The organism is Nocardia vinacea NBRC 16497, assembly GCF_000308835.1.
Classification (GTDB): Bacteria; Actinomycetota; Actinomycetes; order Mycobacteriales; family Mycobacteriaceae; genus Nocardia; species Nocardia vinacea.
In genome coordinates this window covers 1-18,584 of record NZ_BAGN01000084.1, presented here as the reverse complement: position 1 = coordinate 18,584, position 18,584 = coordinate 1, and the positions used below count along the sequence as shown (strand labels likewise).

At 66.9% G+C, this 18,584-nt stretch carries 18 protein-coding genes and 1 pseudogene; 11 read left to right on the top strand and 8 right to left on the bottom strand.

What is annotated here, in order from left to right; genetic code table 11:
• Positions 1-109: 109 nt before the first annotated feature.
• Positions 110-934: an SDR family NAD(P)-dependent oxidoreductase gene (locus ON44_RS10470; RefSeq protein WP_063721544.1), complete on the top strand. Its 825-nt coding sequence runs from the start codon at positions 110-112 to the stop codon at positions 932-934.
• Between the two features lie 86 nt (positions 935-1,020).
• On the opposite strand, the gene ON44_RS10465 is transcribed toward ON44_RS10470, so the two are convergent.
• A complete protein-coding gene (locus ON44_RS10465) occupies positions 1,021-1,437 on the bottom strand; it encodes a cytochrome c oxidase subunit 4 (RefSeq protein ID WP_040688533.1) in 417 nt (138 codons plus the stop codon).
• 13 nt (positions 1,438-1,450) lie between these two features.
• Positions 1,451-2,437, bottom strand: a complete 987-nt coding sequence (gene ctaC, locus ON44_RS10460) for an aa3-type cytochrome oxidase subunit II (RefSeq protein WP_245567093.1) — start codon at positions 2,435-2,437, stop codon at positions 1,451-1,453.
• A gap of 602 nt (positions 2,438-3,039) precedes the next feature.
• On the opposite strand from ctaC, the gene asnB reads away from it, so the two are divergent.
• On the top strand, positions 3,040-5,025 hold the full coding sequence (gene asnB, locus ON44_RS10450; RefSeq protein WP_040688529.1) for an asparagine synthase (glutamine-hydrolyzing): 1,986 nt from the start codon (positions 3,040-3,042) through the stop codon (positions 5,023-5,025).
• A 65-nt stretch (positions 5,026-5,090) separates the two neighbouring features.
• Positions 5,091-5,405, top strand: a complete 315-nt coding sequence (locus ON44_RS50080; RefSeq protein ID WP_157187101.1) for a hypothetical protein — start codon at positions 5,091-5,093, stop codon at positions 5,403-5,405.
• An 83-nt stretch (positions 5,406-5,488) separates the two neighbouring features.
• Here ON44_RS50080 and ON44_RS10445 read toward each other — a convergent pair whose 3' ends face one another.
• Positions 5,489-6,457 carry a carbohydrate kinase family protein gene (locus tag ON44_RS10445; RefSeq protein ID WP_040688527.1) on the bottom strand — a complete coding sequence of 323 codons (969 nt, stop codon included), beginning with the start codon at positions 6,455-6,457 and terminating at the stop codon, positions 5,489-5,491.
• Between the two features lie 260 nt (positions 6,458-6,717).
• A complete protein-coding gene (locus tag ON44_RS10440) occupies positions 6,718-7,068 on the bottom strand; it encodes a HesB/IscA family protein (RefSeq protein ID WP_040688522.1) in 351 nt (116 codons plus the stop codon).
• Between the two features lie 173 nt (positions 7,069-7,241).
• Between ON44_RS10440 and ON44_RS10435 the strand changes: the two genes are divergently transcribed.
• Positions 7,242-7,913 carry a DUF3043 domain-containing protein gene (locus ON44_RS10435; protein ID WP_040688519.1) on the top strand — a complete coding sequence of 224 codons (672 nt, stop codon included), beginning with the start codon at positions 7,242-7,244 and terminating at the stop codon, positions 7,911-7,913.
• Positions 7,914-8,103: 190 nt separating this feature from the next.
• Here the strand turns inward: ON44_RS10435 and ON44_RS50075 are convergent, their stop codons facing one another.
• Positions 8,104-8,262 (bottom strand): hypothetical protein, encoded by a 159-nt coding sequence (locus ON44_RS50075; RefSeq protein WP_157187100.1) that lies wholly within the window; start codon positions 8,260-8,262, stop codon positions 8,104-8,106.
• Positions 8,263-8,348: 86 nt separating this feature from the next.
• Here ON44_RS50075 and ON44_RS10430 point away from each other — a divergent pair, with 86 nt between their 5' ends.
• From ON44_RS10430 to ON44_RS10410, 5 genes and pseudogenes are all read left to right on the top strand, one after another.
• Positions 8,349-9,323, top strand: a complete 975-nt coding sequence (locus tag ON44_RS10430) for a helix-turn-helix domain-containing protein (protein ID WP_040688517.1) — start codon at positions 8,349-8,351, stop codon at positions 9,321-9,323.
• Positions 9,324-9,335: 12 nt separating this feature from the next.
• Positions 9,336-9,890 carry a bifunctional adenosylcobinamide kinase/adenosylcobinamide-phosphate guanylyltransferase gene (cobU, locus tag ON44_RS10425; protein ID WP_051181853.1) on the top strand — a complete coding sequence of 185 codons (555 nt, stop codon included), beginning with the start codon at positions 9,336-9,338 and terminating at the stop codon, positions 9,888-9,890.
• 459 nt (positions 9,891-10,349) lie between these two features.
• Positions 10,350-11,426 (top strand): annotated as a pseudogene (gene cobT / locus ON44_RS10420) (nicotinate-nucleotide--dimethylbenzimidazole phosphoribosyltransferase); the annotation flags it as partial.
• Positions 11,427-11,800: 374 nt separating this feature from the next.
• On the top strand, positions 11,801-12,550 hold the full coding sequence (locus ON44_RS10415) for an adenosylcobinamide-GDP ribazoletransferase (protein ID WP_040688516.1): 750 nt from the start codon (positions 11,801-11,803) through the stop codon (positions 12,548-12,550).
• 340 nt (positions 12,551-12,890) lie between these two features.
• Entirely contained in the window at positions 12,891-13,604 is a 714-nt protein-coding gene (locus ON44_RS10410; protein ID WP_040688590.1) for an MBL fold metallo-hydrolase, read from the top strand.
• A gap of 45 nt (positions 13,605-13,649) precedes the next feature.
• Here the strand turns inward: ON44_RS10410 and ON44_RS10405 are convergent, their stop codons facing one another.
• Both ON44_RS10405 and gcvT read right to left on the bottom strand, forming a co-directional pair.
• A complete protein-coding gene (locus tag ON44_RS10405) occupies positions 13,650-14,750 on the bottom strand; it encodes a branched-chain amino acid aminotransferase (protein ID WP_040688588.1) in 1,101 nt (366 codons plus the stop codon).
• 105 nt (positions 14,751-14,855) lie between these two features.
• Positions 14,856-15,956 carry a glycine cleavage system aminomethyltransferase GcvT gene (gene gcvT, locus ON44_RS10400; RefSeq protein WP_040688514.1) on the bottom strand — a complete coding sequence of 367 codons (1,101 nt, stop codon included), beginning with the start codon at positions 15,954-15,956 and terminating at the stop codon, positions 14,856-14,858.
• 67 nt (positions 15,957-16,023) lie between these two features.
• On the opposite strand from gcvT, the gene ON44_RS10395 reads away from it, so the two are divergent.
• Positions 16,024-17,559 carry a leucyl aminopeptidase gene (locus ON44_RS10395; RefSeq protein WP_040688512.1) on the top strand — a complete coding sequence of 512 codons (1,536 nt, stop codon included), beginning with the start codon at positions 16,024-16,026 and terminating at the stop codon, positions 17,557-17,559.
• A gap of 77 nt (positions 17,560-17,636) precedes the next feature.
• On the opposite strand, the gene ON44_RS10390 is transcribed toward ON44_RS10395, so the two are convergent.
• On the bottom strand, positions 17,637-17,999 hold the full coding sequence (locus ON44_RS10390; protein ID WP_040688509.1) for a hypothetical protein: 363 nt from the start codon (positions 17,997-17,999) through the stop codon (positions 17,637-17,639).
• Positions 18,000-18,258: 259 nt separating this feature from the next.
• On the opposite strand from ON44_RS10390, the gene ON44_RS10385 reads away from it, so the two are divergent.
• The coding region (locus ON44_RS10385) for a biotin/lipoyl-containing protein (protein ID WP_040688505.1) at positions 18,259-18,584 on the top strand (326 nt) is incomplete at its 3' end.

Sequence of the window (18,584 nt, the reverse complement as noted above, 5' to 3'; positions counted from 1 at the left end):
CACCGCCATCCGGCGGTTCGGCCATCTGTTGGCGACGGCGGTCGACTTCGGCACTGTCGGCGGGGTGTCGATGCGTTGGTTCAGCCCATCTACGGTGAAGGTTGCTCTGATGCTCGAATTCCGCACTGCCCCGCCCCATTTGCCGGACCGTAAGCGTCAGCGGCCCGAATCCGTCGAGGGGCTGCGGATTCTCGTGACGGACGCGTGTTCCGAGATCGGTCGCGCCACAGCCACGCTGCTTGCCGCACAGGGCGCGCAGTTGCTGCTGGTCGCCCGGCGCGGCGATCAACTCGTCGCCAGTTGCAATCAGATCGTCGATGCGGGCGGTGCGGCGAATTGGTTCCGCTGTGATATCTCCGCACTCGGTGATGTCGATCAACTCGTCGACTGGGTGCTCAGCGATTTCGGCCGCGTCGACGTGCTGATCAACAATGCGGGCCGCCCGCTGCGCCGGCCCGTCTCACAATCCCTGGACCGCTTCCGCGACTACCAGCGCATGATGGCGACCAACTACTTCGGTCCGCTGCGCCTGACACTCGGCCTGCTGCCCGCCATGCTGGAATCCGGCTCCGGCCATGTGATCAATGTGGGCCCGTGGAGCCTGAAGACCGGCGCCACACCGAATTTCGCCTCCTACGCCAGCTCCCAGGCCGCTTGGACCACCTTCGGTCAATGCGCGGACGCCGAACTCTCGCCGCGCGGCATCCAGGTGACCGCCGTCCAATATCCAGCCGTCCAATCGGATACCGGAACAATCGCGCACTACGTCACCGAGCCCGCACTGGAACCGATCGACGCCGCCCGGCTGATCGAAACGGCCATCCGCACCCGCCCGGCCCGCCTCCAACCCCGCTTCGCGCGCACCCTGCGCGGACTGGCCGGTGTCGCACCCCGCTCCACCAACCGCATCCTGTCCCGCCTCGCCTCGCTCTAGACCGGCGCCGCAGACAGCTGTCGAGCCCCGAAACGCCGAAGCGCCTCACCGGAATCCGGTGAGGCGCTTCGGAAAGAGCTATTCGCTCAGTGCTTTTCGGGGCCGAGGTAGTACTCGAACACCAGACCGGCGGCCGCACCGAGGATGCACACCACACCGATGCCGATCAGCCAGAACTGGAAGAACGCCAGGCCAAGAGCGGTGATGGAGCCCGCGCCGGCCAGCGTGATGGGCCAGAAGCTGCCGGGCGAGAAGAAGCCCAGATCGCCCGCGCCGTCCACGATCTCGGCATCCTCGTAGTCCTCCGGGCGCAGGTCGAGGCGACGTGCGACGAAACGGAAGTAGGTGCCGATGATCAGCGACAGACCGGCGGTCAGCACCGTCGCGGTGGTGCCCGCCCACTCGACACCGGTCCGCGACTGGCCGGTGAAGTAGCCGTACACGACTGCCACGATGATGAAGAACACCGTGAGCAGTTCGAAAATCCGCGCTTCGATCTTCATTTCAGATCAGTCCTCACTTGCTCTCTACCGCGGACGCGCTCTTGGTGTCGCGCTTGGTGTTGAACGGCTGGGTGGAGGTCGCGACCGGGGATTCACCGATGGACTCGAGCGCCTCGGCGTTGGTCTTACCCGCCTTGCGCGCATCGACGTACTTGGTGAACTTCTCCGGCGATACCGCGCGGACCTCGAAGTTCATCATCGAGTGGAAGGTGCCGCACATCTCGGCGCAGCGGCCGACGAACGCGCCTTCCTTCTCGATCTTGGTGATCTGGAAGACGTTATCCGAGTGGTTTTCCTTCGGGTTCGGCATCACGTCGCGCTTGAACAGGAACTCCGGCACCCAGAAGGCGTGCACCACATCGGCGGCGGCTATCTGGAACTCGATGACCTTGTTGGTCGGCAACACGAGCACCGGGATCTCGCTGCTGGAGCCGACCGTCTCGATCTTGTCGTAGTGCAGGTAGGACAGGATGTCGTTCTCCGGCTTGCCGTGCACCGGGCCCGGCTGCGGGTGACCGTCCTTGGTCCGCTCCTTGTACTCCTCGAGCTGTTCCTGGTTGGCGTCCTCGCGGGCCTTATCGATGCCGTCGAAGCGGTAGCCGTCCTTGAAGTCGATATCGCGGTAGCCGAACTTCCAGTTCCACTGGAAGGCGGTCACGTCGACGGTCACATCCGGATCGGCGACCTTCTCGTGCACGTAGTTCTGCACGACCACGGTGAAGTAGAACAGCACCGCGATGATGACGAACGGCACGGCCGTGTAGGTCAGCTCCAGCGGCACGTTGTAACCGGTCTGGCGCGGGAACTCCGGAGAGTCCTTCTTCTTGCGGTGGAAGATGACGGTCCAGAAGGTCAGACCCCACACCAGCACACCCATCGCCAATGCCGCGATGACCGACCAGGTCCACAGTTCCCGCATCCGGGTGGCCTGCGGCGTGATGCCCGAGGGCCAGCCGAATCGCAGCCAAACATTGTCGATCGAGCAGCCCGAGACGAGCATCGCGGTGATCCCCAAGGACACCGCCAGCCCGGCCCGCCGAAGGATGCGGCTTGGGGGATGGTTGGCCGACGAAGTCGGCGGGGCGGGTAAGCACCGCCGACCCTTCACGGGTCGTGCCCCGATCTCTTCGCTCGCCTTGTGCGCCACGCTCACGCCTTCCTGGTCGCCACACATTCCGACAGTGCACCGCTCGGGTTGCGATCGCCCGGCGGTACGTCCTAAGCACGTTTCAGGGCATTCCGTCGGCTGCTTGCTTCGCGCGCGATCCAACTGAGAATGTCCTGAGTACTACGCAGCGTAGACCAAACCGGCGCCCCGTTTGACGTCGGGTCGCATTCGACACTCCGCCGACGCGGGGGTTGATCCGGTCACCCGGACATCGTCGCAGTACAAGGCGTGCGACGCGACCGGATCGGGCAGGTGCGATGCAGGCGGACACAACATTTCGCAGCGCAGCGGTCCGGTGGGCGCGACACACGAATCCGCCCGGTGCGGCATACTCGGACACGAGATTTCGTCCTGTGCGCCCAGCCTATCGGGCGCAGCCACCCAGTGAATCGGGCCAGCGCCCGTACCGAAGAGGAAACGAGGTTGCCGACGCCGTGTGTGGACTGCTCGGATTTCTGACATCTGATGCGGCAACCGACGACCGTCGGGGACGGCAGCCAGCGGAGCTGGCGGGGTGGGTGAACACAGTGGAGCGGGTGTACGACGCCTTGCACTGCGTACGCCATCGCGGCCCGGACGAGCGCGGCACCTGGCACGACGATCATGTGATCTACGGCTTCAACCGGCTGTCGATCATCGATATCGAGCATTCGCACCAGCCGCTGCGCTGGGGTCCGGCCGAAAACCGGGAGCGCTACGCGCTGACCTTCAACGGTGAGATCTACAACTACATCGAGATCCGCGAGGAACTCGCGAAGGCGCATGCCGAGGAGTATCCGGACGACAGGATCTTCGAGACCGAGGGCGACAGCGAGGCGATCGTCGCGGCCTTCCACTACTGGGGTCCGGATGCGGTGCGCAAGCTGCGCGGCATGTTCGCGTTCGCGATCTGGGATACCGAAACCCAGGAGCTGTTCCTGGCGCGCGATCCGTTCGGGATCAAACCGTTGTTCCTGGCCACGGGTCCGGGCGGGACCGCGTTCGGCAGTGAGAAGAAGAGCCTGCTGGAGCTGCTGCCCGCACTCGGGCTGTCCGATGCGCTGGATCCGCGAGCTTTGGAGCACTACACGGTGCTGCAGTACGTGCCGGAGCCGGAGACCCTGCACAAGGACATCCGTCGCCTGGAATCCGGGCACTACGCGACCGTGCGGGCGGGCGAGGCACCGCAGATCACCCGCTACTTCAACCCGCAGTTCAAGGTGCGGGCCTTCGCACCCGGTTCGGCGGCCGCCCGCTATCGCGATATCGCCGAGGCCCTGGAGGACTCGGTCGCCAAGCATATGCGCGCGGATGTGACGGTCGGATCGTTCCTGTCCGGCGGCATCGACTCCACCGCGGTCGCGGCGCTGGCCATGCGGCACAACCCGAAGCTGATCACCTTCACCACCGGCTTCGAACGCGAGGGCTACTCCGAGGTCGATGTGGCCGCCGAGAGCGCGGAGGCGATCGGCGCGCGGCACATCGTGAAGGTGGTCTCCCCCACCGAATTCGCGGCCGCGATCCCCGAAATCGTCTGGTACCTGGACGATCCCGTGGCCGACCCGGCGCTCGTCCCGCTGTACTTCGTCGCCAAGGAGGCGCGCAAGCACGTCAAGGTGGTGCTCTCCGGTGAGGGCGCGGACGAGCTGTTCGGCGGATACACGATCTACCGGGAACCGTTGTCGCTCAAGCCCTTCGAGTACCTGCCGCGTGGCGTGCGCAAGCTGGCGGGCAAGCTCTCGGAGCGGATTCCGGACGGCACCCGCGGTAAGAGCCTGCTGCACCGCGGTTCGCTCCCCCTGGAGGAGCGCTACTACGGCAATGCGCGCAGCTTCAGCGATGCGCAGTTGCGTGCGGTGCTGCGCGAATTCCGGCCGGAATGGACCCACCAGGACGTCACCGCGCCGATCTACGCGCAGTCGCGCGGCTGGGATCCGGTGGCGCGCATGCAGCATCTGGATCTCTACACCTGGCTGCGCGGCGACATCCTGGTCAAGGCCGACAAGATGACCATGGCGAATTCGCTGGAGCTGCGCGTGCCGTTCCTGGACTCCGAGGTGCTGAAGGTCGCCGAGAAACTGCCCTACGAGCAGAAGATCACCAAGGAGACCACGAAGTACGCGCTGCGCCAGGCACTCGAGGGCATCGTCCCGCCGCATGTGCTGCACCGAGCGAAGCTGGGTTTCCCTGTGCCGCTGCGGCATTGGTTGCGCGGCACCGAACTCTACGACTGGGCGCACCTGCAGATCGCCGAATCGCAGACCGATCACCTGCTGGACAAGGGCGCGATCAAGGGCATGCTCGAAGACCACCGCGCGGGCCGCGGCGACCACAGCCGCCGATTGTGGACGTTGCTGGTCTTCATGGTCTGGCATGGGATCTTCGTCGAAAAGCGCATCACCCCCGACATCCAGGAGCCGGCCTACCCCGTCTCGCTGTAGCCACTCGCGCCGCGCACATTGTGTTGCGCGGCACGGTGGCACCGTCGTCTCCGCACAATGCGACTGTGCCGCGCATTTTTCGCACGCCGCGCATGGATTCGCGTGCAATTTTGTGCGCGGCGCAAGAGACGTGCGCAGCGCGGAACCAGGGTGCCGAGCCATCGTCTCGACGCAATGCGCTGTGCGGCGCATCTTTTCGCACGCCGCGCAGGGATGTGCCCAGCGAATTCGTGCGCGGCGCAACAAGACGCGCGCAGCACGCGAACCAGAGTGACGCGCCGCCGTCATCTCGGTGCGACGCGACTGTGCCGCGCATTTTTTCGCACGCCGCGCAGGGATTTGCCGGCGAATTCGTGCGCGGCGCGCTGAAGCGCGTGTAGCGCGGGCGTTGCCGAGCGTGGCGCGGTGGGCAGATGCGAACGGCCGCACCGGGATACGGTGCGGCCGTCGGGATCGGCGTCGGTCAGAGCAGGGGTTTGATGTCGGCGGCGGCCTCGGGACCGTAAGCCTTGGTGAGGCGCTCGAGGGCGTCGTCCTTGTTGAGGGTCCACTCCTGGGTGCCCATGGTCTCGAGTACGAGAACCGCGATGAGCGAACCCAGTTGGGCGGAGCGCTCCAGCGAGAGTCCGGCGGTGTGGCCGGTGAGGAAGCCCGCGCGGAAGGCGTCGCCGACGCCGGTGGGCTCGACCTTGTTTACCTCGGGGACCACGCCGACGGTCACCTCGGTGCCGTCGCGGTCGACGATCTGCACGCCGTCCTTGCCGAGCGTGGTGACCCGGATGCCGACCTTGCGCGCGACCTCTTCCTCGCTCAGACCGGTCTTCTGCAGCAGCAACGCCCACTCGTACTTATTGGTGAAAAGGTATGCGGCGCCGTCGATCAGCTGCACGGCCTGATCGCCGTCGAGGCGGGCCAGTTGCTGGGACGGGTCGGCGGCGAACGGAATGCCGAGCTCGCGGCATTCGGCGGTGTGGCGCAGCATCGCCTCGGGATCGTTGGCGCCGATGAGCACCAGGTCGAGGGTGTGCTGCTCGGCGAGTTCGCCGATCGAGATGTCACGGGCCTCGCTCATCGCACCCGGGTAGAACGAGGCGATCTGGGCCATGTCGTCATCGGTGGTGCAAACGAAGCGCGCGGTGTGCGCCCGGTCCGAGATCTTGACCGTGGAGCAGTCGACGCCGTGCTTCTCCAGCCAGCCGCGGTACTCCGTGAAATCGGCACCGACCGCGCCGACGAGCAGCGGCGTGCGGTTCAAAACGCCCATGGCGAAGGCGATGTTGCCCGCGACACCGCCCTTGCGGATCTGCAGATCATCGACGAGAAAGCTCACCGAGACGTGGTCGAGCTGATCGGCCAGCAGCGCGTCGGCGAACCGTCCGGGGAAACGCATGAGGTGGTCGGTTGCAATGGACGCGGACACGGCGATAGACACGAGGCTGAGCCCCTTCGAGTAGGCGGCAGACGACGAAAGGCGCGGGGATGAACCCGCGCCTTCACCGTAGCTCACCCGCCCTCTCCGAGTCTCTTGCCGATCGGTGAGCGCCCTTGGGCTTTCGTCGCGGACCAGCGGTCGGTCCCCAACTAAGTTCTGGACGTCCCCGACGAGTTACCCATGTTCTGGCGAAATCAGCTGTCGCGTCAGAACCAGGGGTAACCGTGCCCCGATGGCGACCGGAGAGTCGGGTCGAGGTGTCAGTTGAAGGAGTCGCCGCAGGCGCAGGAACCCGTCGCGTTCGGGTTGTCGATCGTGAAGCCCTGCTTCTCGATGGTGTCGACGAAGTCGATCGAGGCGCCCTGTACGTACGGCGCGCTCATCCGGTCGACGGCCAGCTTGACGCCGCCGAAGTCGACGGTCAGGTCGCCGTCGAGCGAGCGGTCGTCGAAGAAGAGCTGGTAGCGCAGGCCCGCACAGCCGCCCGGCTGCACGGCGATACGCAGGGCGAGGTCGTCGCGACCCTCCTGGTCGAGCAGCGCCTTCGCCTTGCTGGCGGCGGCGTCGGTCAGAGTCACACCGTGGGTGGTCGTCTCGTCTTGCACAGTCATGAACTCTCCTCAAGACAGCTGTGTTCAACCCGTGAACAGCGCACGGCTCGTGGCTGTCAACACCACTCAGCGGGCTGTTATTCCCCCATCTTGCCACCACCGGGTGCCGCGGTGGACACAACCTCCCACCGACCTCATTTCCTGCGGGCTACCGCATCGAATAGCCTGGTCGCGTGAAATTGTTCCGTCGCGGCGAGTCCAGCACCACCGACGAGAGCGCCGACCAGACGGCGGGCTCGGAGGGCGGCTCGACCGCAGTCTCCATCACGAAAGCGGCCACCGCCACCGAGGGCAAGGGCCGACCGACTCCGAAACGGCGTGACGCCCAAGGCAAGCGGCGCGGCCCGGTGGCTCCGGCCCCGCTCACCGCGAAGGAGGCGCGCGCCCGACGCAAGGCCACCCGCGGTAGCCGCGCGGACCGCAAGACGGCCTCGGCCGAGCGTCGACTGGCGGCCCAGGACCGGCGTGCCAGGATGCTGGCCGGTGAGGACAAATACCTGCTGCCCCGCGATCAGGGTCCGGTGCGGGCGTTCGTGCGCGACATCGTCGATGCGCGCCGCAACCTGGTCGGGCTGTTCATGCCGATGGCGCTGGTCCTGATCCTGTCGATGTTCGTCGCGCCAGCGCTGCAGACGATTGTGACGCTGGCCATGCTGGTGATGATGTTCTTCATGATCGCCGAGGGCTTCCTGCTCGGCCGGATCGTCAATGGACGAGTGCGTGAGCGCTTCCCGGAGAGCGCTGATACCGGCTACAAGCTGGGGTGGTACGCCTTCGTCCGCGCCTCGCAGATCCGCAAGATGCGGGCGCCGAAGCCGCGAGTCGGCCCAGGCGACGCTGTGTGATTTGCAGCGCCTTCGGCGCTGCGTGTTCGCGGCCCCCGGATGTCTCGCGTCCGAGCCGTCGAGACTCGCGACTACGTCGCATGCGCTTCGACGACTCGGACGCGAGACGGGCCGCGAACTCCTCGCTCGTAAGACTCGCTCCGTCGTGGTCGGGAGAGCGGCAATGGAACCTAGAGCCCATTGTGAGCCCTCAATGGTGATGTGAGTGGGCGATGATGGCGGACAGATCGGACTGCAGGCGCTGGGCGTCGCGATCGGTGACATTCGCTGATCCGGCGTGACCGCCGCCTCGTGTGATGAGGACCGCGAAGCCCACCACGACCGCCATGCTTACGAGAAAAGTAATCATGGCAGTAATTTTGCGCTCGATGATTTACCGCCGAAAGTGGCTGTTCTGACATTGTTCGTAAAGATCCAGCCAGGTACGCTGTCTGCATGCTGTCCAAGGTCGCGGTGGTGCTGTCGGAGCGCCTGGCCATGTTCGAATTCGGCGTGGTCTGTGAGGTTTTCGGGCTCGATCGGACCGCGGACGGACTGCCCGGATTCGATTTCAAGGTGTGCGGAGCCGAGCCGGGGAAGCCGCTGCCGTCCACGACTCCCGGTATCACTGTCACACCGGAATTCGGGCTGGAGGAGTTGGCGAAGGCCGATCTGGTGGCGATTCCGGCCTTTCCCGCATCGGCCCTCGAGCAGGGGCTCGACCCGCGGGTGGTCGGCGCGATACGGGACGCGTCGGATGGTGGGGCGATCGTGCTCACCGTATGTTCGGGTGCGTTCCTGGCCGGGGCGGCCGGTCTGCTCGACGGTCGCAAGTGCACCACGCATTGGCGCTATGTCGACCAGTTGGCCGCGCAGTTTCCGCAGGCCACGGTCGATCCCGATGTGTTGTTCGTCGATGAGGGCAATCTGATCACCTCGGCGGGCACGGCCGCGGGTATCGATGCCTGCCTGCATCTGGTGCGCCGGGAGATCGGCAGTTCCGTCGCGAATGCGATCGCCCGCCGGATGGTAGTGCCGCCGCAGCGTGACGGCGGACAGCGCCAATTCATCGAACGTCCGGTGCCCGAATGCACCTCCGACAGTCTCAGCTCCACGCTGCAGTGGATGAACGAAAATCTCGACCTGCCGCACACCATCGATGACCTGGCCGCCCGCTCGATGATGTCCACCCGCACCTTCGCCCGCCGCTTCGCCGCCGAAACCGGAACCACACCGGTGAAATGGCTGACCAATCAACGAGTGCTGTACGCCAAGCATCTGCTCGAGGACACCGACGAGGGACTGGAGCAGATTGCCGCACAAGCCGGTTTCGGATCCGGTGCGCTGCTGCGGCATCACTTCCAGAAGGTCGTCGGTATCGCGCCGACCGAGTATCGCCGCCGCTTCGGCGGCGCGGAGGTGGCGGATTGATACGGTGCTGCCGTGTCGGATCGCTCATTTACCAGCAACCGCGCGCACCGCATCCTCGTGCTCGGCGGCGCGCGATCGGGTAAGTCGGCATTCGCGGAGGTGTTGGCGGCCGAGGGCGGCCCGGTGCGCTATATCGCCACCGCGATTCCCGATCCCGCCGATCTCGACTTCGCCGAGCGCATCGCCCGCCACCGCGACCGCAGGCCCGCGGACTGGACGGTCCTCGAAAGCGCTGATCCGGCAACGGTTCTCACCACCGCTCCCCCGGCCGGAACCACACTGATCGACGATATCGGCACCTGGCTCACCGCCCGTATCGACGCGCGCGAGGCCTGGGATGCCCCACGCGGCACCATCGCCCCAGACACGGACGCCTTGGTTGCCGCCGTCACTGCCTACCCCGGCCGCTTGGTGATCGTGACCCCCGAGGTAGGTATGGGCGTCATCCCCGCCACCCGCTCCGGCCGCCTTTTCCGCGACGAGATCGGGACCCTCAACCAGCGCCTCGCGCAAACCTGCGATGAAGCCTTCTTAATTGTCGCCGGGCTTCCCCTCCGCTTGAAATAGGACCGCACGGCAGCCGCTATGACGTCGCGACCTCGGCCAACTGCAGGGCAACGCGGTCCAATGCCGCGGCGCAGGCACCTGTCGCGGCGACCACGCACCGCGGATCACTCGCGAGAGCCGAGCCCTACCGGGTGTCGCATGCGTCATGCGGAGGCCGAGTGGAGCCGCAAGCACGCGGGACAAGGCATCGAGTAGGGCGTGGGTGGTGCGGTCCGCCTGAAATACGAGCGCACGGCTGCGGCGATCATGTCGCGTCACTAGCGGGAGCCGCGCCCATGGGGTGTCGTGCCAGCCGTGCAGGATGCGCCGTGCGGACCGTCGGGTCGGACCGCGAGCGCGCGGGACGAGGCATCAGGTGCGGGGTGGGTGGTGCGGACCGGCGGGTGTGGCGGCAAGATTGGGCCCGGTATGGACTGCGCGGTGTAGGAATGAACTGCCCCGACCCGGAAAGGCTCGATAGTGACAGACGGATTCGGACCGGTTGTGCCACCCGATGCGGGGGTTCGGGCAGCGGCGGAGCAGCGGCAGGCGCAGCTGACCAAACCCGGTGGGGCGCTCGGGCGGCTCGAAACACTTGGGAACTGGGTGTCGGCATGTCAGGGCGTGTGCCCGCCGAAGCAGTTCGAGCGGGCGCGGGTGGTGGTGTTCGCGGGAGATCACGGCATTGCGCGCCACGGCGTTTCGGCATATCCGAGTGAGGTGACCGCGCAGATGGTCGCCAATTTCCTCGGCGGCGGCGCGGCGGTGAATACGCTGGCCGCAGTGGCGGGTGCGACCGTGCGGGTCGTCGATATTTCCGTCGACGCCGATACCGATCCGCAGGTCGCCAAGTACAAGGTGCGGCGCTCGAGCGGGGCGATCGATCGCGAAGACGCGCTCGGCGAGGACGAGATCCATGCCGCGCTCGCCGCGGGCAAGGCGATCGCCGACGAAGAGATTGATGCGGGCGCCGACCTGCTCATCGCGGGCGATATGGGCATCGGCAATACGACACCCGCCACCGTCCTCATCGCGACCCTTACCGACACCGAACCCATCGCCGCTGTCGGCCGGGGTACCGGCGTGGACGATGCGGGCTGGATCCGCAAGGTCGCCGCGATCCGCGATGCCATGCGCCGCGCCCGCCCGGTCGCCAAGGACCCGGCCGAATTGCTGCGCGTAGCCGCAGGCGCCGACTTCGCCGCCCTGGCGGGCTTCCTCGCCCAGGCCGCGACCCGACGGACTCCGGTCATCCTCGACGGCGTGGTCGTCACGGCGGCCGCCCTGGTCGCCGAGGATCTGGCCGCGGGTGCCAGCGCCTGGTGGCTCGCGGGCCACCGCTCCACCGAACCCGCGCACACCCTCGCCCTGCGCCACCTCCGCCTCGAGCCCCTGCTCGACCTGGACATGCGCCTCGGCGAAGGATCCGGCGCCCTGACCGCCCTCCCCGTCCTCCGCGCCGCCGTGGCCACCCTCGCCGAAATGGCCACGTTCGCGGAAGCCGGTGTGAGCACAGCCGATTCGGCCGCCGAAGCCGAAGCCGAAGCCGAAGCCGAAGCCGAAGCCGAAGCCGAAGCCGAAGCCGAAGCCGGGACCAGCATCGCCGCCGAAGCGCCCGCGCAACCGGACTTGCGGAAATAGACGGTGACCGCACGCGCCTTCCGCAACGAGCGAGCCTTGCGCTCCGGGCAAGCGGACCGCGCTCTCGGTCCGAAGCGCCGCGACAACCGCCATCGGCAGCCGAAGGTCCCGACTCGCCGGGCGATCCCAACCACCAGCGGCAACACACGCCTCCAGCGACAGGCGGGCCTGGCACTCCGAGCCGACGGAACGCTCGGTGTGAACGGTGCACGGCGTAGGGCGTGCGCGACGGCGGTTTCGCTGCCCGGATCAGACGATCGCGATGGTCGAGCGATTACAGGTCGGCCAATATGAACGGTGTGCGGCTTGCGGTGTCGTGGCTGACGGTGCTGCCGGTGCGGGGGTCGGCGAGTGTCGATCGGAGCGCGGCGGGGCGGGCGATTGCGTTGGCACCCTTGGTGGGGGTGGGGCTCGGCGCGGCCGGGGTCGGGATGCTGTGGGTGTTGGTGTGGGGTGGGTCGAGTGCGGCGGTCGCGGGGCTGGTGGTGGTTGCCGGGTTGGCGCTCATCACTCGGGGGATGCACCTGGATGGGTTGGCCGACACGCTGGACGGGTTGGGGTCCTACGGTTCGCCCGAGCGGGCCAGGGAGATATTGAAGCGCGGTGACACGGGGCCGTTCGGGGTGGCGGCAATTGTGTTCGCCGTTGGGATCCAAGCGTTTTCGTTCGCCGCGCTGGCCCAGGCCGAGCGTTGGTTCGCGGTGCTGCTCGCGGTGGCCGTCGGTCGAGTGGTCGTGGTCCTCGCATGTCGGCGCGGCATCGCCGCCGCCCCCGGCACCGGCTTCGGCGCTTTGGTCGCCGGGACCCAGCACCCGATCACCATCGCACTCTGGTCCGCACTCGCCGTAGCCGCGGGCATACTCGCCGTCCCGGACCACCGCTGGCTCGGTCCCGCCGTTGTCCTTGTCGCCCTGGGTATTTCAGCTCTATTGGCCCGACACTGCACCCACCGCTTCGGCGGCCTCTCCGGTGACATCCTCGGCGCAACACTCGAGATATCCGTCGCCGTCACCGCCGCCGGACTGACCCTGGGCACCTGACTCACGACAGCGTCGCCAGCAACGCGTTGCCATGCCGCCCTTGATATTTCGGGTCTCATGCCCCACATCGGTCCCCGCACCGGGATAGCGGATCGGGCCTGAGCGTGCATTCTCGCGTGGACTACGCGGGAAAGTGCACGCTAGAGACCCACTTCGACCATCAGCTGGACAGCGCAGCGGCGGTATTCACTCGCGTCGGGCCGGCGCCTGCCGACACGGCGGCTTCGTCGGTCCGGTAACCAGGTACACGAGCACGCCCACGTATCCGGACGACACTGCCCGCCATGAGATAGCTGGCACGGTGCGCGCATTGTCTGGGTCAGGCAATACAGTGGACGGTATGTCTTCCGAGCGTCTGTATTTTCGTCAACTGCTGTCCGGTCGAGATTTTGCCGTGGGTGATCCGATCGCGACACAGATGCGAAATTTCGCGTATCTGATCGGCGATCGGGAGACCGGCGAGTGTGTGGTGGTGGATCCGGCGTATGCGGCGGGCGATCTGGTGGACATCGCCGAGGCTGACGGGCTGCGGCTGACCGGGGTGCTCGCCACCCATCACCATCCGGACCATGTCGGCGGCACCATGCTGGGATTCACCCTGCGCGGGGTGCGGGAGTTGCTGGAGAAGACCAGCGTTCCGGTGCACGTCAATGCCGAGGAACTGTCCTGGGTCGCCAACGTCACCGGCATCGCGCCGAGCGAACTCACCGGACACGAGCACTGCGACAAGGTCAGCGTCGGCGCCTTCGATATCGAGCTGCTGCACACACCCGGCCACACACCCGGCAGCCAGTGCTTCCTGTTCGACAATCGCCTCATCGCGGGCGACACCCTCTTCATCGACGGCTGCGGCCGCACCGACTTCCCCGGCGGCGATTCCGACGCCATGTTCCGTAGCCTGCGCTACCTAGCCGACCTATCCGGCGACCCGGTCGTCTACCCCGGTCACTGGTATTCGCAGGACCCCTCCGCCGCGCTCTCCACGGTCAAGGACGCCAACTATGTCATGCGCCCGCAAACCCTGGAGGAATGGCGCACCTTCATGCCCAGCTGATCCGCGAACGGCACACGGCTGCGGCACTTCGCGAGACTGCCGCAGTCACATGCCGCGCATCCACCCGTGGATATCCTCGAAGGTGCCGCGCTGGATCCCGGTGAGGGTGTCACGCAGCGCCATGGTGACCTCGCCCGGTTCACCACCGCCGACGGCGAACTCACCGTCGGCTGAGCGAACCCAGCCGACCGGCGTGATCACAGCGGCGGTGCCGCAGGCGAAAACCTCGGTGATCTCACCGGATTCGGCGCCCTTGCGCCACTCGTCCACCGAAACCTTGCGCTCCTCAACCACATAGCCCGAATCGGCGGCAAGGGTGAGCAGCGAATCCCGGGTGATGCCGGGCAACAGCGATCCGGACAGTTCCGGAGTGACCAGCCGCGCCTCGGAACCGGAACCGAAGACGAAGAACAGGTTGTTGGTACCCATCTCCTCGACATAGCGACGCTCACAGGCATCGAGCCAGACGACCTGATCGCAGCCCTTCTCGGAGGCCTGCGCCTGCGCGAGCAGCGAGGCCGCGTAGTTGCCTGCGACCTTCGCCTCACCGGTACCGCCCGGTGCCGCCCGCACGTATTCGGTCGACAGCCAGACCCGCACCGGCTTCACACCGCGCGGGAAGTACGCGCCCGCAGGCGATCCCAGCAGCAGGTATTTGTAGGCGGAGGCGGGCTTCACGCCGAGCCCGGCCTCGGTGGCGAACATGAACGGCCGCAGGTACAGCGACTCCTCACCACCGGCCGCGGGCACCCAGCCGCTGTCGACCTCGAGCAGTTGACGCACGGATTCGATGAATAGTTCCTCGGGCAGTTCCGCCATCGCCATCCGGCGCGCAGACTTGCGGAAGCGCGTCGCATTCGCGTCGATGCGGAAGCAGGAGATGCTGCCGTCGTTCTGCCGATAGGCCTTCAGACCCTCGAAGATGGCCTGGCCGTAGTGGAACACCATCGTCGCCGGATCCAACGCCAACGGCCCGTACGGCTCGACCCTGGCATTGCCCCAGCCCTCGCCCTCGGTGTAGTCGATGGAGACCATGTGGTCGGTGAAGAAGCGTCCGAAGCCCGGTGCCGCCAGAATCTCCTGTACCCGCTGCGCCGGGGTGGGCGCGGGATGCGGAACATGGGTGAACTGTGCGGCAACGGTCATGAAGCAGATCCTATCGGTCGCGGTTTTGCCGCGGTGCGAGTGTCGGCGCGCCGCGAATGTGCCCGCGGCACCTGCCGACATCCGCAGTGCACAGCGAGACGCCGACTATTTGGTCTTCGTGTCGACGAACGGCGGACGCACGACCTCGCAGCGCAGGCGGCGGCCACGCACGTCGACCTCGACCTCCGCGCCGGGTTCGAGGCCCGCCGCAGTATCGAGCAGGGCGAGGGCGATACCGATCTGCAGCGACGGCGAGAAGGTGCCGGAGGTGGTTTCGCCGACGGGCGCACCGTCACGCAGCACGGCCTGTCCCTGGCGCAGCACACCTCGATCAAGTGCCTTCAGCCCCAACAGGATTCGACGCGGACCGGCCGACTTCTCCTGCTCGAGTGCGGCTTTACCCCAGAACTCGGCCTTCTTCCAGCCGATCGCCCACCCGCAGCGCGCCTGCACGGGCGAAATCTCCAGCGACAGTTCATGTCCGTGCAGCGGATAACCCATTTCGGTGCGCAACGTATCGCGGGCGCCGAGCCCGGCGGGCTGCCCACCGTGCGCGCGAACCTGCTCGGCGAGTGCGCGGAACAGCGGCTCGGCATCGGCCCACCGCGGCAACAGTTCGTAGCCGTGTTCGCCGGTGTATCCGGTGCGGCAGACCCGAATCCGGCGGCCGTCCCATTCGGCGTCGGCATAGGCCATGTATTCCATATCGGTCGGCAGCCCGAGCGCGGTGAGCACCTCCGTCGAACGCGGTCCCTGCACCGCGAACACCCCGTACTCGCGGTGCTCGTCGGTCACCGTGATGCCCTCCGGCGCGACCTTCTGCAGTTCCGCGACCACCGCGGCGGTGTTGGCGGCATTGGGCACCAGGAAGATCTCGTCATCGCCGACGTAATAGGCGATCAGATCGTCGATCACACCACCGTCGGGCGCACAGCACAGCGTGTACTGCGCCTTGCCCGGCCGGATCCGACCGAGGTCGTTGGTGAGCGCCGAGTTCACGAAATCCGCGGCACCCGCGCCGCGGACGGTGGCCTTGCCGAGGTGACTCACATCGAACAGGCCAACGGTCGTGCGAACTGCCTGATGTTCGCCGACCGTCCCCGCATATGACACCGGCATTTCCCATCCGCCGAACGGCGCGAACTTCGCCCCGAGTTCGACGTGGACAGCATGGATCGGGCCTTGCAGCAGGTTCGCATCGGTCACCGGCCGAGCTTAGCCCGGTGGTGGCGTCGCGATGCGCCACCCGGAGCAGACCGAATAGCCTGTTGCCATGACCGCTGTTGCAGATCGCTCGCTCGGACCGGACCTGGACCTGGTCGACACCATCAGCGCCGACACCGATGTGTTGGTGATCGGCCTGGTGTCCGGTGACGACGGCCCGACGATCGCCACACTGGAGGACGAATTCGTCGACAACATCCTCGCCCCGGATGTCCGCGCGGCGCTGCAGGAACAGCTGCGCGCCGTCGGCGCGAAGGGCAAGGCCGAGGAACTCACCCGGATTCCCGCCCCCACCGGCCTCGATGTGAAGAGCGTGCTCGCCGTCGGACTCGGTGCCGCGGACAAGATCGATGCCGAACAGATCCGCCGCTCGGCCGGTGTCGCCGGACGTGCGCTGACCGGTGTCGGCCTGGCCGTGACCACTCTGTCGGGTCTCGAAGGCGGCATCGGCCCGACCGCTGAAGGGTTCTTCCTCGGCGCGTACACCTTCACCGCGTTCAAATCCGAGAGTGCCAACGGCAAGCCGGACGAGCAGCCGGTGCGCAAGGTCGGACTCCTGGTCGGCGACCCGAGCGTGTCCTACCGCAAGGGCTTCAACCACGACTGGGTGATCGCCGAATCCATCGCCACCGCACGCGATTTCGTCAACACTCCGCCGAGTCACCTGTACCCGGCCGAATTCGCTACCCGCGCAAAGGCTTTGGCCGAGGCGGCAGGTCTGCAGGTCGAGGTGCTCGACGAGCAGGCGCTGGCCGACGGCGGCTACGGCGGCGTGCTCGGCGTCGGCAAGGGCTCCTCGCGCCAGCCGCGCCTGGTGCGCCTGACCTACAGCGGCGGCACCAAGAAGATCGCGCTCATCGGCAAGGGCATCACCTTCGACACCGGCGGCATCTCCATCAAGCCCGCCGCGAATATGGAAAATATGACCTCCGATATGGCGGGCGCCGCCGCGGTCATCGCCGCGACCATCGCCGCCGCCAAGCTGGAGCTACCGGTCACCGTGATCGCGACCGTGCCGATGGCCGAGAACATGCCGTCGGCCACCGCGCAGCGCCCCGGCGATGTGCTCACCCAGTACGGCGGTAAGACCGTCGAGGTACTGAACACCGATGCCGAGGGCCGCCTGATCCTGGCCGACGCGATCGTGCGCGCGAGCGAGGACGATCCGGAGTACCTCATCGACGTCGCCACCCTCACCGGCGCGCAGATGGTCGCGCTCGGCACCCGCACCCCCGGCGTGATGGGCACCGACGATTTCCGCGACCGCGTCGCGCGGCTGTCGCGGCTGGCCGGTGAAAACGGCTGGGCCATGCCGCTGCCCACCGAACTGCGCGCCGATCTGAACTCCAAGGTCGCCGATCTGGCGAATGTCGCATCGCACCGCTGGGGCGGCATGCTCTCGGCCGCGATTTTCCTCAAGGAGTTCGTCCCGGAGGGTGTGCAGTGGGCGCACCTGGACGTCGCGGGTCCGGCTTACAACACCGGCGGCCCGTTCGGCTACATCGGCAAGGGCGGCACCGGGGTTCCGGTCCGCACCCTCGTCTCGGTGATCGAGGACATCGCGCACGAGGACGCGGCGGAGTAGCCGAATGCCGGTGCGGCGTCCGGGATTCCCGGGCGTCGCACCGCGGGCCGCGAACAAATTGAACGAAAAGAACAGCCCTACAAGTCGCCCAATTCGCGTTCCAGCGCTCGTTGGCGCTCGATCCGCTTGCGGGCGTCATAGTCGCGCATCCGTTGCGGATAACCGGTCTTGTGGACGTCGTAAACGGGAATCCGCAAATCTCCGGCTAGCCGTCGCGCGCCGCGCTCGCCGACCACGCGACGGGTCCATTCACCGTCGGCCGCGACCAACACGACAGTGACATCCGTCACGGTCGTCTTCGGCTCCACGTAGCCCTCCACCCCGGTATGGGTGCGCACCCACTCGGCGAGATAGCGCGCATCGTCGCGACTACCCGAACCCCCACGTAAAGCGCTGCCACCCCGGGCCGCGCCGCCTCGGAAACGATCCAGCAAACCCAACGACGCCGACCTCCTTCCACCGGTTACCGAGTGCTCGACACCGGTCATTCCATCTTGCCAGCACCGTGTAGTTCACTGCCCTGTGCTACACGTCTCGCGGTCGAGTGCAAGGATGGATCGCGGTACAAGAACCACACAGATCTCCGGTGCCACGCACAATGATCGGTGGCTTTCGGACACCCATCGCGACCCGCGGTGGGTGTTCGCAGTGAGATCAACTGTTGTAGAACCCGTCGAGCAGTCAGAGGAGTCAACGGACATGGCCTTCTCCGTCCAGATGCCGGCTCTTGGTGAGAGCGTCACCGAGGGAACGGTGACCAGGTGGCTGAAGCAGGAAGGAGACACGGTCGAGGTCGACGAGCCACTGCTCGAGGTCTCCACCGATAAGGTCGACACCGAGATCCCGTCGCCGGCGGCGGGTGTGTTGTCGAAGATCGTCGCCGCCGAGGATGACGTCGTCGAGGTCGGCGGTGAGCTCGGTGTGATCAGCGAAGCCGGCGAAGCGCCCGCGCCCGCCGCCGCACCCGCACCTGAAGCCGCGCCTGCACCAGAGCCGGAACCGGCCCCAGCGCCGGCCGCCGCCGC

Bases quoted from the DNA above. Each gene is read 5' to 3' on its own strand.
- ON44_RS10470 (WP_063721544.1), top strand. From the start codon at position 110: ATGCTCGAATTCCGCACTGCCCCGCCCCATTTGCCGGACCGTAAGCGT.
- ON44_RS10465 (WP_040688533.1), bottom strand. From the start codon at position 1,437: ATGAAGATCGAAGCGCGGATTTTCGAACTGCTCACGGTGTTCTTCATC.
- ctaC (WP_245567093.1), bottom strand. From the start codon at position 2,437: ATGCTCGTCTCGGGCTGCTCGATCGACAATGTTTGGCTGCGATTCGGC.
- ON44_RS10440 (WP_040688522.1), bottom strand. From the start codon at position 7,068: ATGACTGTGCAAGACGAGACGACCACCCACGGTGTGACTCTGACCGAC.
- ON44_RS50075 (WP_157187100.1), bottom strand. From the start codon at position 8,262: ATGATTACTTTTCTCGTAAGCATGGCGGTCGTGGTGGGCTTCGCGGTC.
- ON44_RS10430 (WP_040688517.1), top strand. From the start codon at position 8,349: ATGCTGTCCAAGGTCGCGGTGGTGCTGTCGGAGCGCCTGGCCATGTTC.
- ON44_RS10415 (WP_040688516.1), top strand. From the start codon at position 11,801: ATGAACGGTGTGCGGCTTGCGGTGTCGTGGCTGACGGTGCTGCCGGTG.
- ON44_RS10410 (WP_040688590.1), top strand. From the start codon at position 12,891: ATGTCTTCCGAGCGTCTGTATTTTCGTCAACTGCTGTCCGGTCGAGAT.
- ON44_RS10405 (WP_040688588.1), bottom strand. From the start codon at position 14,750: ATGACCGTTGCCGCACAGTTCACCCATGTTCCGCATCCCGCGCCCACC.
- ON44_RS10395 (WP_040688512.1), top strand. From the start codon at position 16,024: ATGACCGCTGTTGCAGATCGCTCGCTCGGACCGGACCTGGACCTGGTC.